General features: G+C 63.2%; 14 protein-coding genes. 12 read left to right on the top strand and 2 right to left on the bottom strand.

Going from position 1 to position 13,566, the window contains the following annotated elements:
• Positions 1 to 4: 4 nt before the first annotated feature.
• The 11 genes from WMW70_RS17700 to WMW70_RS17650 all read left to right on the top strand — a co-directional run bounded on the left by WMW70_RS17700 (position 5) and on the right by WMW70_RS17650 (position 12,008).
• Positions 5 to 1,273 carry a peptidylprolyl isomerase gene (locus tag WMW70_RS17700; RefSeq protein ID WP_445942161.1) on the top strand — a complete coding sequence of 423 codons (1,269 nt, stop codon included), beginning with the start codon at positions 5 to 7 and terminating at the stop codon, positions 1,271 to 1,273.
• Between the two features lie 139 nt (positions 1,274 to 1,412).
• Complete coding sequence (pdxA, locus tag WMW70_RS17695; protein WP_341438767.1) at positions 1,413 to 2,405, top strand: 4-hydroxythreonine-4-phosphate dehydrogenase PdxA; 993 nt, start codon at positions 1,413 to 1,415, stop codon at positions 2,403 to 2,405.
• A 97-nt stretch (positions 2,406 to 2,502) separates the two neighbouring features.
• The gene (gene rsmA / locus WMW70_RS17690) at positions 2,503 to 3,312 is read left to right on the top strand and encodes a 16S rRNA (adenine(1518)-N(6)/adenine(1519)-N(6))-dimethyltransferase RsmA (RefSeq protein ID WP_341438766.1); all 810 of its coding nucleotides are present in this window, start codon (positions 2,503 to 2,505) and stop codon (positions 3,310 to 3,312) included.
• The gene (apaG, locus tag WMW70_RS17685; protein WP_341438765.1) at positions 3,309 to 3,689 is read left to right on the top strand and encodes a Co2+/Mg2+ efflux protein ApaG; all 381 of its coding nucleotides are present in this window, start codon (positions 3,309 to 3,311) and stop codon (positions 3,687 to 3,689) included. The genes rsmA and apaG overlap by 4 nt, the downstream gene beginning before the upstream one ends.
• Positions 3,689 to 4,510 carry a symmetrical bis(5'-nucleosyl)-tetraphosphatase gene (locus WMW70_RS17680; protein ID WP_341438764.1) on the top strand — a complete coding sequence of 274 codons (822 nt, stop codon included), beginning with the start codon at positions 3,689 to 3,691 and terminating at the stop codon, positions 4,508 to 4,510. Before apaG ends, WMW70_RS17680 begins: the two co-directional genes overlap by 1 nt.
• Positions 4,507 to 4,836 carry a thiosulfate sulfurtransferase GlpE gene (gene glpE, locus WMW70_RS17675; protein ID WP_341438763.1) on the top strand — a complete coding sequence of 110 codons (330 nt, stop codon included), beginning with the start codon at positions 4,507 to 4,509 and terminating at the stop codon, positions 4,834 to 4,836. The genes WMW70_RS17680 and glpE overlap by 4 nt, the downstream gene beginning before the upstream one ends.
• 354 nt (positions 4,837 to 5,190) lie before the next feature.
• Positions 5,191 to 7,113 (top strand): PrkA family serine protein kinase, encoded by a 1,923-nt coding sequence (locus tag WMW70_RS17670; protein ID WP_341438762.1) that lies wholly within the window; start codon positions 5,191 to 5,193, stop codon positions 7,111 to 7,113.
• Positions 7,114 to 7,212: 99 nt separating this feature from the next.
• A complete protein-coding gene (locus WMW70_RS17665; protein WP_341438761.1) occupies positions 7,213 to 8,484 on the top strand; it encodes a YeaH/YhbH family protein in 1,272 nt (423 codons plus the stop codon).
• A gap of 10 nt (positions 8,485 to 8,494) precedes the next feature.
• Positions 8,495 to 10,060, top strand: coding sequence for a SpoVR family protein (locus WMW70_RS17660; protein WP_341438760.1), 1,566 nt, complete (start codon positions 8,495 to 8,497; stop codon positions 10,058 to 10,060).
• Between the two features lie 101 nt (positions 10,061 to 10,161).
• Positions 10,162 to 10,674: a hypothetical protein gene (locus WMW70_RS17655; protein WP_341438759.1), complete on the top strand. Its 513-nt coding sequence runs from the start codon at positions 10,162 to 10,164 to the stop codon at positions 10,672 to 10,674.
• Between the two features lie 104 nt (positions 10,675 to 10,778).
• Entirely contained in the window at positions 10,779 to 12,008 is a 1,230-nt protein-coding gene (locus WMW70_RS17650; RefSeq protein WP_341438808.1) for a multifunctional CCA addition/repair protein, read from the top strand.
• A gap of 16 nt (positions 12,009 to 12,024) precedes the next feature.
• On the opposite strand, the gene folK is transcribed toward WMW70_RS17650, so the two are convergent.
• Positions 12,025 to 12,561: a 2-amino-4-hydroxy-6-hydroxymethyldihydropteridine diphosphokinase gene (folK, locus tag WMW70_RS17645; protein WP_341438758.1), complete on the bottom strand. Its 537-nt coding sequence runs from the start codon at positions 12,559 to 12,561 to the stop codon at positions 12,025 to 12,027.
• Complete coding sequence (gene folB / locus WMW70_RS17640) at positions 12,552 to 12,908, bottom strand: dihydroneopterin aldolase (RefSeq protein WP_325503374.1); 357 nt, start codon at positions 12,906 to 12,908, stop codon at positions 12,552 to 12,554. Before folB ends, folK begins: the two co-directional genes overlap by 10 nt.
• 74 nt (positions 12,909 to 12,982) lie before the next feature.
• On the opposite strand from folB, the gene plsY reads away from it, so the two are divergent.
• On the top strand, positions 12,983 to 13,552 hold the full coding sequence (plsY, locus tag WMW70_RS17635) for a glycerol-3-phosphate 1-O-acyltransferase PlsY (RefSeq protein ID WP_341438757.1): 570 nt from the start codon (positions 12,983 to 12,985) through the stop codon (positions 13,550 to 13,552).
• Positions 13,553 to 13,566 lie beyond the last annotated feature (14 nt).

Genomic DNA, 13,566 nt, shown 5'->3' with positions numbered 1-13,566 from the left:
TTGCATGCGCCCGCTGCTGTTGGGCGCGCTGTTTCTGGGTGCTGTGGCGCAAGCCGAAGTACAACCGCTCAACCGCGTAGTAGCGATTGTCGACAACGACGTGGTGATGCAGAGCCAGCTCGACGCCCGCCTGCGCGAGGTGCAGCAAACCATCGCCCAGCGCGGCGCGGCCCTGCCGCCCGAGCACGTGCTCAGCCAGCAGGTGCTGGAACGTCTGATTATCGAGAATATCCAGCTGCAGATCGGCGAACGCTCCGGCATTCGCATCACCGATGAAGAGCTGAACCAGGCCATCGGCACCATTGCCCAGCGCAACGGCATGAATATCGAGCAGTTCCGCGCGGCCCTGGCGGCCGACGGTCTGTCCTATGTTGATGCCCGCGACCAGGTACGCCGCGAGATGATCATCAACCGCGTGCGCCAGCGCCGCGTCGCCGAGCGCATCCAGGTGACCGATCAGGAAGTGCAGAACTTCCTCGCCTCGGACATGGGCAAGATGCAGCTTTCGGAAGAATTCCGTCTGGCCAACATCCTGATTCCGGTCAGCGAAGGCGCGTCCTCACAGGACATCCAGGCGGCCGAGCGCCAGGCTCGCGAGCTGTACGAGCAATTGCAGCAAGGGGCCGACTTCGCCCAGCTGGCCATTGCCCGTTCGGCCAGCGAAACCGCCCTGGAAGGCGGCGAAATGGGCTGGCGCAAGGCCGGCCAGCTGCCACCGCCGTTCGACACCATGCTGACCAGCCTGTCGGCGGGTGATGTCACCGAACCGATGCGCACCCCGGGCGGCTTTATCCTGCTCAAGGTGCTGGAGAAGCGCGGCGGCGACAGCCAGGTACGCGACGAGGTCAATGTCCGCCATATCCTGATCAAGCCCAGCGAGATCCGCAGCGAAGCCGAAACCAAACGCCTGATCGAGCGTCTGTATCAGCGCATCCAGGCCGGCGAAGATTTCAGCGAGCTGGCCAAGAGCTTCTCCGAAGATCCGGGCTCAGCCCTTAACGGCGGTGTGCTCAACTGGATCGACCCCAACGCCCTGGTTCCCGAGTTCCGCGAAGTGATGAACAACACTCCGGCCGGTGAACTGTCCAAGCCGTTCCAGAGCCCCTTCGGCTGGCACGTGCTGGAAGTCATGGGCCGCCGCGCCACCGACAGCAGCGCCCAGTACCGCGAGCAACAGGCCCTGACCCTGCTGCGCAACCGCAAGTACGACGAAGAGCTGCAGATCTGGCTGCGCCAGATCCGCGATGAAGCCTATGTCGAGAGCAAGCTCTAAGCGGCCAGCTCTCAAGTGACCCAGCCCGACTCAGCGCAATGCGCGAGTCGGGCTTTTTTTCGTCCTTTATTAGCGCCCCGACGCTACCATCAAGCGTCGCTCCAACCCCGTTGACGGATTACCCCGCGAGAGCCAGCCGATGACCACACCCCGCCTTTTCGCATTAACCCCCGGCGAGCCCGCCGGCATTGGCCCCGACCTGTGCCTGCTGCTGGCGCGCGCTGCCCAGCCGCATGCGCTTGTCGCCATTGCCAGCCGCACCCTGCTGGCCGAGCGCGCGCAGCAGCTGGGCCTGAACATTCAGCTGCTGGACGTCGGCCCCGGCAACTGGCCGCAGCAACCCGCCCCCCCCGCCAGCCTGTATGTCTGGGATACCCCACTGGGCACGCCGGTGCAGGCCGGGCAACTGGACCAGAGCAACGCCGCCTATGTGCTGGAAACCCTGAGCCGCGCCGGTCAGGGCTGCCTCGACGGGCACTTTGCCGGAATGATCACCGCCCCGGTGCACAAGGGCGTGATCAACCAGGCCGGCATCGCCTTCTCCGGCCATACCGAATTTCTCGCCGAGCTGACCGCAACCGAGCAGGTGGTGATGATGCTGGCCACCCACGGCCTGCGCGTAGCCCTGGTGACCACCCATCTGCCACTCAAGGACGTCGCCGCCGCCATCACCCCCGAGCGCCTGGCGCGGGTCACGCGGATTCTCGACCATGACCTGCGCACGAAATTCGGCATCCCCCGGCCGCGCATCCTGGTTTGCGGCCTCAACCCCCATGCCGGCGAAGGCGGCCATCTGGGCCGGGAAGAAATCGAGATCATCGAACCGACTCTCGAGCAGCTTCGCGGCGAAGGTATCGAGCTGATCGGCCCGCTGCCGGCCGACACCCTGTTCACCCCCAAGCACCTGGAACACTGCGATGCGGTGCTGGCCATGTACCACGATCAAGGCCTGCCGGTGCTCAAGTACAAGGGCTTCGGCGCGGCGGTCAATGTCACCCTGGGCCTGCCGATCATCCGCACCTCGGTGGATCACGGCACCGCCCTGGACCTGGCCGGTACTGGCCGGATCGACAGCGGCAGCCTGCAAGTGGCCCTGGAAACCGCCTACCAGATGGCTGCCAGCCGCGCCTGAGGATTGGCGGCGCTACGGCTTGCGCCGCCAATGCTGTTAAACTGCCGCTCTTTGTTTGCGCTTTAAGCTTGCAGCTTGAGGCCTGGAGCTGCCCTCGATGTCCGAATACCAACACCGCGCGCGCAAGCGCTTTGGCCAGAACTTCCTGCATGACGCCGGGGTGATCCACCGCATCCTGCGCGCCATCCATGCCCGCGAAGGCGAGCATATGCTGGAGATCGGCCCGGGCCAGGGCGCACTGACCGAAGGCCTGCTCGACAGCGGCGCGCAGCTCGACGTAATCGAACTGGACCGCGACCTGATCCCGATCCTGCAGCACCAGTTCGGCAGCAACCCGCGCTTTCGCCTGAACCAGGGCGACGCGCTAAAATTCGACTTCAACCAGTTGCAGGCCGCGCCGCGCAGTCTGCGGGTGGTAGGCAACCTGCCGTACAACATCTCCACGCCGCTGATCTTCCACCTGCTGAACAATGCCGTACTGATCCGCGACATGCATTTTATGCTGCAGAAGGAAGTGGTCGAGCGCCTGGCCGCCACACCGGGTGGCGGCGACTGGGGCCGCCTGTCGATCATGGTGCAGTACCACTGCCGCGTGGAGCATCTGTTCAATGTCGGCCCCGGTGCCTTCAACCCACCGCCCAAGGTCGACTCGGCGATCGTCCGCCTGGTACCCCACGAGGTGCTGCCGCACCCGGCCAAGGACCATCACCTGCTCGAACGAGTGGTGCGCGAAGCCTTCAACCAACGCCGTAAGACTTTGCGCAACACCCTCAAGGCCCTGCTGCCAGCCAGCGCCATCGAAGCCGCCGAAGTAGACGGCAGCCTGCGCCCCGAACAACTGGACCTGGCCGCCTTTGTCCGCCTCGCGGACCAATTGGCCATGCAGCCCAGCGAGCCCCTCTTATGAGCGATCCCCGTTATCAGGTCGACGTCAGCGTCGTCACCCGCTATCTGCCGGAGCAGTCGCAGCCGGAACAGAACCGCTTTGCCTTCGCCTACACCGTTACCGTCACCAACAACGGCCAGGTGCCTGCCAAGCTGCTCTCGCGCCACTGGATCATCACCAACGGTGACGGCCGCGTGCAGGAAGTGCGCGGTGCCGGCGTGATCGGCCAACAGCCGTTAATCGAACCGGGCCACAGCCACACCTATAGCAGCGGCACGGTAATGAGCAGCCGCGTCGGCACCATGCAGGGCAGCTACCAGATGCTCGCCGAAGACGGCAAACACTTCGATGCCACCATTGCCCCTTTCCGCCTGGCGGTGCCAGGCTCACTGCACTGATGGCGACTTATGCCGTCGGCGACCTGCAAGGCTGCCTGAAACCCCTGCAATGCCTGCTTGAGCGGGTGGCCTTCGATCCCGCGCAGGACCAGCTGTGGCTGGTCGGCGATCTGGTCAACCGCGGCCCGCAGTCCCTGGAAACCCTGCGCTTTCTCTATGGCATGCGCGACGCCCTGACCTGCGTGCTGGGCAACCACGACCTGCACCTGCTGGCCGTGGCGCACAATATCGAGCGCCTGAAGAAAGGCGACACCCTGCGCGAGATCCTCGACGCCCCGGATGCCGCCGACCTGCTCGACTGGCTGCGCCGGCAGAAGCTGCTGCATTACGACGCCGAACGCGACACCGCCCTGGTGCATGCCGGCATCCCGCCGCAGTGGACACTGCACAAGGCCCTCAGGCGCGCGGCCGAAGTCGAGGAAGCGCTGCGCGACGACGCGCGCCTGCCGCTGTTTCTTGATGGCATGTACGGCAACGAACCGGTCAAATGGGACAAGAACCTTCACGGCGTGGCGCGCCTGCGGGTGATCACCAACTATTTCACCCGCATGCGCTTCTGCAAGGCCGACGGCACCCTCGACCTGAGCAGCAAGGAAGGCGTGGGCAGCGCCCCCGCGGGCTACGCGCCCTGGTTCAGCTACAAGCAGCGCAAGACCCGCAACCACCGCATCATCTTCGGCCACTGGGCCGCGCTGGAAGGCCAATGCTCGGAACCCAAGGTGCTGGCACTGGATACCGGCTGCGTCTGGGGCGGGCAGATGACCCTGGTGAATATCGACAGCGGCGAACAACAGCGCTGCGACTGTAAGGAGCAAGCATGAGCGAGTTCAAACGCATTCCCCCCGAGCAGGCCCAGGCCCTGCGCCAGCAAGGCGCGGTAGTGGTCGACATCCGCGACCCGCAGACTTTTGCCGCCGGTCATATCAGTGGTTCGCTGCACCTGGACAACCACTCGCTGCACGACTTTATCGCCAAGGCCGACCTCGACGCGCCACTGATCGTCGCCTGCTACCACGGCAACTCCAGCCAGAGTGCCGCGGCCTATCTGGTGGGCCAGGGCTTCAGCGAGGTCTACAGCCTGGACGGCGGTTTTGAACTGTGGCGCGCCACCTTCCCCGCGGACACCGCCCAGGGCGACGCGGAATGATTGTTTAATAGCCTGCCTTCCCTGGCGGCTACCCAGCGGGCCGTCGCTGCACGACGTTAAAAATGGCTGCCGGCCATTTTTTTCCGCCCCCGGCAGGCCGCGCCCGCTCTGGCCTGCCGAGCATCCCGACCAACGGTAATATCCTGTTATCGTTAAGCGCGCCTTTCTCTCGCCGAAACCGAACTATCCTTTAGCTCAGGCCATCCAAAAAAAGGTAGCGCCGGCCAACCGGCACCCGGGCCATCGGTAGACTTTTGCTGTACTGGGGGACTCTTCTCGGCTGACGCGTCAGCCGACCAATAGCCCCGTACGACCGATATGGCACCGGCTCCCAGCATCGAGCGAGGTGAAGTCATGAGTATTTTCAGCCACTTCCAGCAACGTTTCGAAGCCACTCGGCAGGAGGAACTGAGCCTCCAGGAGTACCTCGAACTGTGCAAGCAGGATCGCAGCGCCTACGCCTCGGCAGCCGAACGCCTGCTACTGGCCATTGGTGAGCCTGAACTACTCGACACCTCGACCGACCCACGGCTTTCCAGGATCTTCTCCAACAAGGTGATCCGCCGTTACCCGGCCTTTGCCGACTTCCATGGCATGGAGGAGTGCATCGACCAGATCGTCTCCTACTTCCGCCATGCCGCTCAGGGACTGGAGGAGAAGAAGCAGATCCTCTACCTGCTCGGCCCGGTCGGCGGCGGCAAGTCCTCCCTGGCGGAAAAGCTCAAGCACCTGATGGAGAAGGTGCCCTTCTATGCGATCAAGGGCTCGCCTGTGTTCGAGTCGCCCCTGGGCCTGTTCAGCGATGCCGAAGACGGTGCCATCCTCGAAGAGGAGTACGGCATCTCGCGACGCTACCTGAGCAGCATCATGTCGCCTTGGGCGACCAAACGCCTGCAGGAGTTCGGCGGCGATATCAGCCAATTCCGCGTGGTCAAACTGTTCCCCTCGATCCTCAACCAGATCGCCGTGGCCAAGACCGAGCCAGGGGATGAGAACAACCAGGACATCTCCTCGCTGGTGGGCAAGGTGGATATCCGCAAGCTGGAGGAATTCCCGCAGAACGATGCCGACGCCTACAGCTATTCGGGGGCGTTGTGCAGGGCCAACCAGGGCCTGATGGAGTTCGTCGAAATGTTCAAGGCACCGATCAAGGTGCTGCACCCGCTGCTGACCGCCACCCAGGAAGGTAACTACAACAGCACCGAAGGCCTTGGTGCGATTCCCTACAACGGCATCCTGCTGGCCCACTCCAACGAATCGGAATGGCACAGCTTCCGCAACAACAAGAACAACGAAGCCTTTATCGACCGTATCTATATCGTCAAGGTGCCCTACTGCCTACGCGTCACCGACGAGATCAAGATCTACGACAAGCTGCTGGCCAACAGCTCCCTGTCCAACGCCCACTGTGCGCCGGATACCCTGAAGATGCTCGCCCAGTTCTCGGTACTGAGCCGGCTCAAGGAACCGGAAAACTCCAACGTCTACTCGAAGATGCGCGTCTATGACGGCGAAAACCTGAAGGACACCGACCCCAAGGCCAAGTCGATTCAGGAATACCGCGACACCGCCGGCGTCGACGAGGGCATGAACGGCCTGTCGACCCGCTTCGCCTTCAAGATCCTGTCCAAGGTGTTCAACTTCGACCCCCACGAGATCGCCGCTAACCCAGTGCACCTGCTCTATGTACTCGAGCAGCAGATCGAGCAGGAACAGTTCCCCGCCGAGACCCGCGAGCGCTACCTGCGTTTTATCAAGGAATACCTGGCACCGCGCTATATCGAGTTTATCGGCAAGGAAATTCAGACCGCCTACCTGGAGTCCTACAGCGAGTACGGGCAGAACATCTTCGACCGCTATGTGCTGTACGCCGACTTCTGGATTCAGGACCAGGAATACCGCGACCCGGAAACCGGCGAGATCCTCAACCGCGTGGCCCTCAACGAGGAGCTGGAAAAGATCGAGAAACCGGCCGGCATCAGCAACCCCAAGGATTTCCGCAACGAGATCGTCAACTTCGTGTTGCGCGCCCGAGCCAACAACAACGGCAAGAACCCGACCTGGCTCAGCTACGAGAAGCTGCGCGTGGTCATCGAGAAGAAGATGTTCTCCAACACCGAAGACCTGCTGCCGGTCATCAGCTTCAATGCCAAAGCGAGCAAGGAGGATCAACAGAAACACAACGACTTCGTCACTCGCATGGTCGAGCGCGGTTACACCGACAAGCAGGTGCGCCTGCTGTCCGAGTGGTATCTGCGGGTTCGTAAATCGCAATAACGCGGCCTGACGCGACAGGCCGCCAGCAGGCGCAGGGTGCGCGACAAACGCCACCCTGTGCCGGCTGCGCCTGAAGCCTGCAGCGCACGGAGGGCAGTTATGAGCCATGTGATCGATCGACGTCTGAATGGCAAGAACAAGAGCACGGTCAACCGCCAGCGCTTCCTGCGGCGTTACCGTGACCATATCAAGAAGGCGGTGGAGGAAGCCGTTAGCCGTCGTTCCATCACTGATATGGAGCACGGCGAACAGATCAGCATTCCCGGCCGCGATATCGACGAGCCAGTGCTGCACCACGGCCGTGGCGGCCGTCAGACCACCGTGCACCCCGGCAACCGCGAATTCACCACCGGCGAGAAGATCGCCCGCCCGCAAGGCGGTGGCGGCGGTCAGGGCGCAGGCAAGGCGAGCAACTCCGGCGAAGGCATGGACGAGTTCGTGTTTCAGATCACCCAAGAGGAATTCCTCGACTTTATGTTCGAGGATCTGGAGCTGCCCAACCTGGTCAAACGCCACCTGACCGGCAGCGACACCTTCAAACATGTACGCGCCGGTATCAGCAACGAGGGCAACCCGTCACGGATCAATATCGTCCGCACCCTGCGCTCGGCTCACGCCCGGCGTATCGCCCTGTCCGGCAGCAGCCGGGCCAGGCTGAAAACCGCGGAAAGCGAACTGCAACGTCTGCGCGTGGAACAACCGGACAACTTCGGCGATATCCAGGCCCTCGAAGAGGAAATCGTCAAACTGCGCGCGCGGATCAAGCGGGTGCCCTTCCTCGACACCTTCGACCTCAAATACAACCTGCTGGTCAAGCAGCCCAACCCCAGTTCCAAGGCGGTGATGTTCTGCCTGATGGACGTTTCCGGCTCCATGACCCAGTCGACCAAGGACATCGCCAAGCGCTTCTTTATCCTCTTGTACCTGTTCCTCAAGCGTAACTACGACAAGATCGACGTCGTGTTCATCCGCCATCACACCAGCGCCAAGGAAGTGGATGAGGAGGAGTTCTTCTACTCCCGCGAGACCGGCGGCACCATCGTCTCCAGCGCCCTCAAGCTGATGCAGGAAATCATGGCCGCGCGCTACCCGATAAACGAGTGGAATATCTATGCCGCCCAGGCGTCGGATGGCGACAACTGGAATGACGACTCGCCGGTGTGCCGCGATATATTGATCAAACAGATCATGCCGTTCGTGCAGTACTTCACCTACGTCGAGATCACCCCGCGCGAACACCAGGCGCTGTGGTACGAATACGAACAGGTGGCCGAGAGCTTTGCCGATACCTTTGCCCAGCAGCAGCTGGTGTCGGCCGGCGATATCTACCCGGTGTTCCGTGAACTGTTCCAGCGCCGAATGACGACCTGAGGGCCGTGCCATGACCGCAACCGAGAAAAAGCGCCAGCCGCTGTCCACCGGCTCGGAGTGGACCTTTGAACTGGTCCGCGCCTACGACCGCGAAATCGGCCGCATCGCCGAACGCTACGCGCTGGACACCTACCCCAACCAGATCGAGGTGATCACCGCCGAGCAGATGATGGATGCCTACGCCTCGGTGGGCATGCCCCTGGGTTATCATCACTGGTCCTACGGCAAACACTTCCTGGCCACCGAGAAGGGTTACAAGCGCGGGCAGATGGGCCTGGCTTACGAGATCGTGATCAACTCCGATCCCTGCATCGCCTACCTGATGGAAGAGAACACCATGTGCATGCAGGCACTGGTGATCGCCCACGCCTGCTACGGCCACAACAGCTTCTTCAAGGGCAATTACCTGTTCCGCACCTGGACCGATGCCAGTTCGATCATCGACTACCTGGTGTTCGCCAAGCAGTACATCATGCAATGTGAGGAACGCCACGGCATCGACGCAGTGGAAGACCTGCTCGACTCCTGCCATGCCCTGATGAACTACGGGGTCGACCGCTACAAGCGTCCCTACCCGATCTCCGCCGAGGAAGAGCGGCGGCGCATGAAGGACCGCGAGGAACACCTGCAGAAACAGATCAACGACCTCTGGCGCACCATCCCCAAGAGCGCCAGCAAGGGTGGCGAGCAGGACAACAAGCGCTTCCCCGCCGAGCCGCAGGAAAACATCCTGTATTTCCTCGAGAAACACGCCCCACTGCTGGAACCCTGGCAGCGCGAGGTGATCCGCATCGTGCGCAAGATCGCCCAGTACTTCTACCCGCAGCGCCAGACCCAGGTGATGAACGAGGGGTGGGCCACCTTCTGGCACTACACCCTGATGAACGATCTGTACGACGAGGGCCTGGTCACCGACGGCTTTATGATCGAGTTCCTCCAGTCGCATACCAGCGTGATTTACCAGCCGCCGTTCGATAGCCCCTATTACAGCGGCATCAACCCCTACACCCTGGGCTTCGCCATGTACCGCGACATCCGCCGCATCTGCGAGGAACCCACCGAGGAAGACCGCCGCTGGTTCCCCGATATCGCCGGCAGCGACTGGCTGAGCACCCTCAAGTTCGCCATGAAGAGTTTCAAGGACGAGAGTTTTATCCTGCAGTACCTGTCGCCCAAGGTGATCCGCGACCTCAAGCTGTTCAGCATTCTCGATGACGACCAGAAGGACGAGCTGTATGTCCCGGCGATCCACGACGAGCCCGGCTACCAGCAGATTCGCGAAACCCTGGCCGCGCAGTACAACCTGGGCAACCGCGAACCCAATGTGCAGATCTGGAGTATCGACCGCCGCGGCGACCGCTCCCTGACCCTGCGCCACCAACAGCACGACCGTAAACCCCTGGGCAACTCCACCGACGAAGTGCTCAAGCACCTGCACCGTCTGTGGGGCTTCGATATCCACCTGCAGATCATGCAGGACGACAAGCTGATCAACACCCAGCACGTACCACCGAAGAACGAAGTGGAACATGACGGCGATTACCCGCGCCTGGACCTGATCATGCCGCCCATTTGATCGGTTGCGCCCCACGCCCATGCCGCCCAGCATGAACGCTAGGGTCCGTTGCCGTTTCGTCGCGAACCGCGACAGACCCTGGTCTCTCTGGGAATGTCCTTATGCGCCTGTTTATCGTTCTACTGCTGTGCCTGGCCCTGGCCACCTGCAGCAGCCAGCCACCCCGCGTCCAGGTAATCAACCCGGCCAGCGCCGAGCTGACACAAAGCCGGAGTTTCAAGCTGATCGCCGCCGAACAGGCGGTCAACGGCCCGTTACCCTTCGCCGAGCGTTACCGCCAGCTCGACCAGTTGCTGCGCGAAGGCCTCACCCAGCGTGGCTATCACGCCAGCCATAAAGCACAGATCCTGGTCTATTACTGGCTCGCCGTGCAGGACAGCCCCCTGGACTTCCACCTCGAGACTGCCCCGCCAACACCCCTGGGCCCCTACCAGGCGCTTCATCGCCTGCGCGACAGCACCGGCACCCTGCGTATCCGCCTGACCACCCCGGAGCAGCACATACTCTGGGAGGGCCTGACCAGCACCGGCCTGAGCCCGCAACGAGACAGCGCCGAACTGCTTGAGCGCGCCACCCAGGCGCTGTTGCAGCAGATCCCCGTCGCCAGCCCGTAGACCGGCTGCAATTCGGGTACAGGCTGGCAAGCCCCAGGCCGGCATCCAGGCTACCCCTCGTTAGCGGCCAACCGTTATCCTCCCCACTTAGCGGAGGAACCATGATGCAGATATACAAAGTGGGCGGCGCGGTGCGTGATCGCCTGTTGGGCCGCGAGGTCAGCGAGATCGACTGGGTGGTAGTAGGTGCCAGCGCCGAGCAGATGCTGGAGTTGGGCTATCGCCCGGTGGGGGCGGACTTTCCGGTGTTTCTGCATCCGCAAAGCGGCGAGGAATATGCCCTGGCCCGCACCGAGCGCAAGAGCGGCCGCGGCTATGGCGGCTTTACCTTCTTCGCCAGCCCGGACGTGACCCTCGAAGAAGACCTGATCCGCCGCGACCTGACCGTCAACGCCATGGCCGAAGACGACCAGGGCAGGCTGATCGATCCCTACGGCGGTCAGCGTGATCTGACGGCCAAGCTGCTGCGCCATGTCTCCCCAGCCTTTGCCGAAGACCCGCTGCGGGTGTTGCGCGTCGCCCGCTTCGCCGCACGCTATGCGCCCCAGGGCTTTAGCATTGCGCCCGAGACCCTGGAACTGATGCGTCAACTGAGCGAGTCCGGGGAGCTGAACGCGCTGACGCCCGAGCGTAGCTGGAAGGAAATCTCCCGCGCCTTGCTGGAGCCGCGCCCGGATGTCTTTATCCAGGTGCTGCGCGACTGCGGCGCGCTCGCGGTGCTGCTACCGGAAGTCGACACCCTGTTCGGCGTGCCCCAGCCGGCCGCCCATCACCCGGAAATCGACACCGGCGTGCATGTGCTCAGCGTGCTGCGCCAGTGCGCCGAACACCAGCAACCATTGACCGTACGCTGGGCCTGCCTGCTGCACGATGTCGGCAAGGGCCTGACACCCGAGGCCGAATGGCCGCGGCATATTGCCCATGAACACAAGGGCCTCAAGCTGATCCGTGCGATCAACCAGCGCTGCAAGGCTCCCAAGGATTGCCAGGAACTGGCCCTGCAGGTCGGCGAATTCCATACTCATGGCCATCGCGCCCTGGAGCTGAAGGCATCGACCCTGTTCAAGCTGCTGCAGAGCTTCGACGTATTCCGCCGACCGCAGCGCTTCGAGGAATTTATTGCCGCCTGCGAGATGGACGCCCGCGGCCGCCTGGGCCTGGAACAACGCGACTACCCCCAGGCCGACTACCTGCGCGGAGCCATGCTCGCGGCCCGCGCGGTGGCGGTGCAGCCGCTGCTGGAGCAGGGCTTTCAGGGGGCGGAACTGGGTGAGGCGCTCAATCGCCAACGCCTGCAGGCGCTCAATGCCTACAAGGCGGACGCCGCGCTTTAGCGAACGGCCCCGCCTGCTAGGTGACGGGGTGGACCTGAAGTAACGCCGCCGGGGTCAACTCGGCGTCACGCCACTGGAACGCTACCGGCCACAGCTGCTGGTCGATCTGCGCCGTCTGCCACAGCTCGGCGAAACTGCGCTGCTCGCCGGGGTGCAAACGCTCCGGCACCAGCAGCGAAAGCGGCCAGAGCACGAAGGCGTTCCTGAGGATTTCCGCCCGCGGCAGGATCAGGCCATCGAAGTTGCCGACCAGGTCACCATACAGCAGCACGTCGATATCCAGCGGCAGACCCTTGCGCTCGGGCGCATAGCGACCGTTGTCGGCTTCGATGAATTTCAATCGGCGGTCCAGTTCGCCCAGCGGCAAGTCGCTGTAGCCCGCCACCACCAGGTTGAAGAAGGGCCCGCTCTTGATGCCCACCGCCTGGCTTTCGAAGACTGGCGAGCAGCGCATCTCGCTGAGCAGGCCAGCGAGCGCATCGAGGCCGGCACGCAGATGCACATCGCGCTCGACATTGCTGCCCAGGCCCAACAGAACCGGTGTTAGCGACATCCGCGCTCGATCTCCACACCGACCCCACCACTGGCCGCCGGCACCGCGCCGGGCTTGGTCAGCTTGATCCGCAGCCAGGGAATCTGGAATTCCGCCATCAGCAGCTCGGCCAGGCGCTCCGCGAAGGTCTCCACCAGAATGAACTGCGCCTCACTGGCAAAGGCCTGCACCCGCGTGGCCACAGCCGCGTAGTCCAGCGCCTTGTCCAGCTCATCGCCGGCCGCCGCCGGGCGATTGTCCCAACCCAGGTACAGGTCCAGGCGCAAACACTGGCGAATGGTACGTTCCCAGTCGTAGGCACCGATCACCGTATCGACTTCCAGACCCTCGATAAAAACTGTGTCCAAGCACGCTCTCCGCGGCACGACAATACTGGCGCACCTAGTTAGAATCGGGGCTCCCTTGCCCCGGAATGGATACCATGTTTTGGCTGTTGGCGCTCCTCGCCTACCTGCTCGGCTCGCTGTCCTTCGCCATCCTGCTTAGCCGCCTGGCCGGCGGGCCGGATCCGCGCGCCAGTGGCTCGGGCAACCCCGGTGCCACCAATATGCTACGGCTGGCGGGCAAGCGTGCCGCCGTCCTGACTCTGCTCGGCGACCTGCTCAAGGGCCTACTGCCCGTGCTGATCGCCGCCCTGCTCGGCTTCGACCTGCAACAGCAGGCCTGGATAGGGCTGGCAGCCATCATCGGCCACCTCTACCCGGTGTATTTCCGCTTCCGCGGCGGCAAGGGTGTCGCCACCGCCGCCGGCATGCTGCTGGGACTCTACCCGCCCGCTGCGCTGCTGGCCATCTGCGCCTGGCTGCTGACCTTCGTCATGACGCGCACTAGCTCGCTGGCGGCGCTAATAGCTACGCCCCTGACCCTGCCGCTGCTGGCCTGGCAACAACCGGCGGCGCTGGTACCGGTGAGCGTACTCACCGGCCTGATCGTCTGGCGGCACCGCAGCAATTTACGCGATCTGTTCGCCGGCCGTGAGCGGCATTTCTAAATAGCCAGACTGAG

The sequence above is a fragment of the Pseudomonas sp. XK-1 genome (assembly GCF_038069885.1).
GTDB lineage: Bacteria > Pseudomonadota > Gammaproteobacteria > Pseudomonadales > Pseudomonadaceae > Aquipseudomonas.
Note: the sequence above shows the minus strand (reverse complement) of the source record. Positions and strands in the feature narration are given on the sequence as shown.

Bases quoted from the DNA above. Each gene is read 5' to 3' on its own strand.
- WMW70_RS17680 (WP_341438764.1), top strand. From the start codon at position 3,689: ATGGCGACTTATGCCGTCGGCGACCTGCAAGGCTGCCTGAAACCCCTG.
- pdxA (WP_341438767.1), top strand. From the start codon at position 1,413: ATGACCACACCCCGCCTTTTCGCATTAACCCCCGGCGAGCCCGCCGGC.
- plsY (WP_341438757.1), top strand. From the start codon at position 12,983: ATGTTTTGGCTGTTGGCGCTCCTCGCCTACCTGCTCGGCTCGCTGTCC.
- WMW70_RS17660 (WP_341438760.1), top strand. From the start codon at position 8,495: ATGACCGCAACCGAGAAAAAGCGCCAGCCGCTGTCCACCGGCTCGGAG.
- folK (WP_341438758.1), bottom strand. From the start codon at position 12,561: ATGTCGCTAACACCGGTTCTGTTGGGCCTGGGCAGCAATGTCGAGCGC.
- WMW70_RS17670 (WP_341438762.1), top strand. From the start codon at position 5,191: ATGAGTATTTTCAGCCACTTCCAGCAACGTTTCGAAGCCACTCGGCAG.
- WMW70_RS17665 (WP_341438761.1), top strand. From the start codon at position 7,213: ATGAGCCATGTGATCGATCGACGTCTGAATGGCAAGAACAAGAGCACG.
- glpE (WP_341438763.1), top strand. From the start codon at position 4,507: ATGAGCGAGTTCAAACGCATTCCCCCCGAGCAGGCCCAGGCCCTGCGC.
- rsmA (WP_341438766.1), top strand. From the start codon at position 2,503: ATGTCCGAATACCAACACCGCGCGCGCAAGCGCTTTGGCCAGAACTTC.
- WMW70_RS17650 (WP_341438808.1), top strand. From the start codon at position 10,779: ATGCAGATATACAAAGTGGGCGGCGCGGTGCGTGATCGCCTGTTGGGC.
- WMW70_RS17655 (WP_341438759.1), top strand. From the start codon at position 10,162: ATGCGCCTGTTTATCGTTCTACTGCTGTGCCTGGCCCTGGCCACCTGC.
- apaG (WP_341438765.1), top strand. From the start codon at position 3,309: ATGAGCGATCCCCGTTATCAGGTCGACGTCAGCGTCGTCACCCGCTAT.
- WMW70_RS17700 (WP_445942161.1), top strand. From the start codon at position 5: ATGCGCCCGCTGCTGTTGGGCGCGCTGTTTCTGGGTGCTGTGGCGCAA.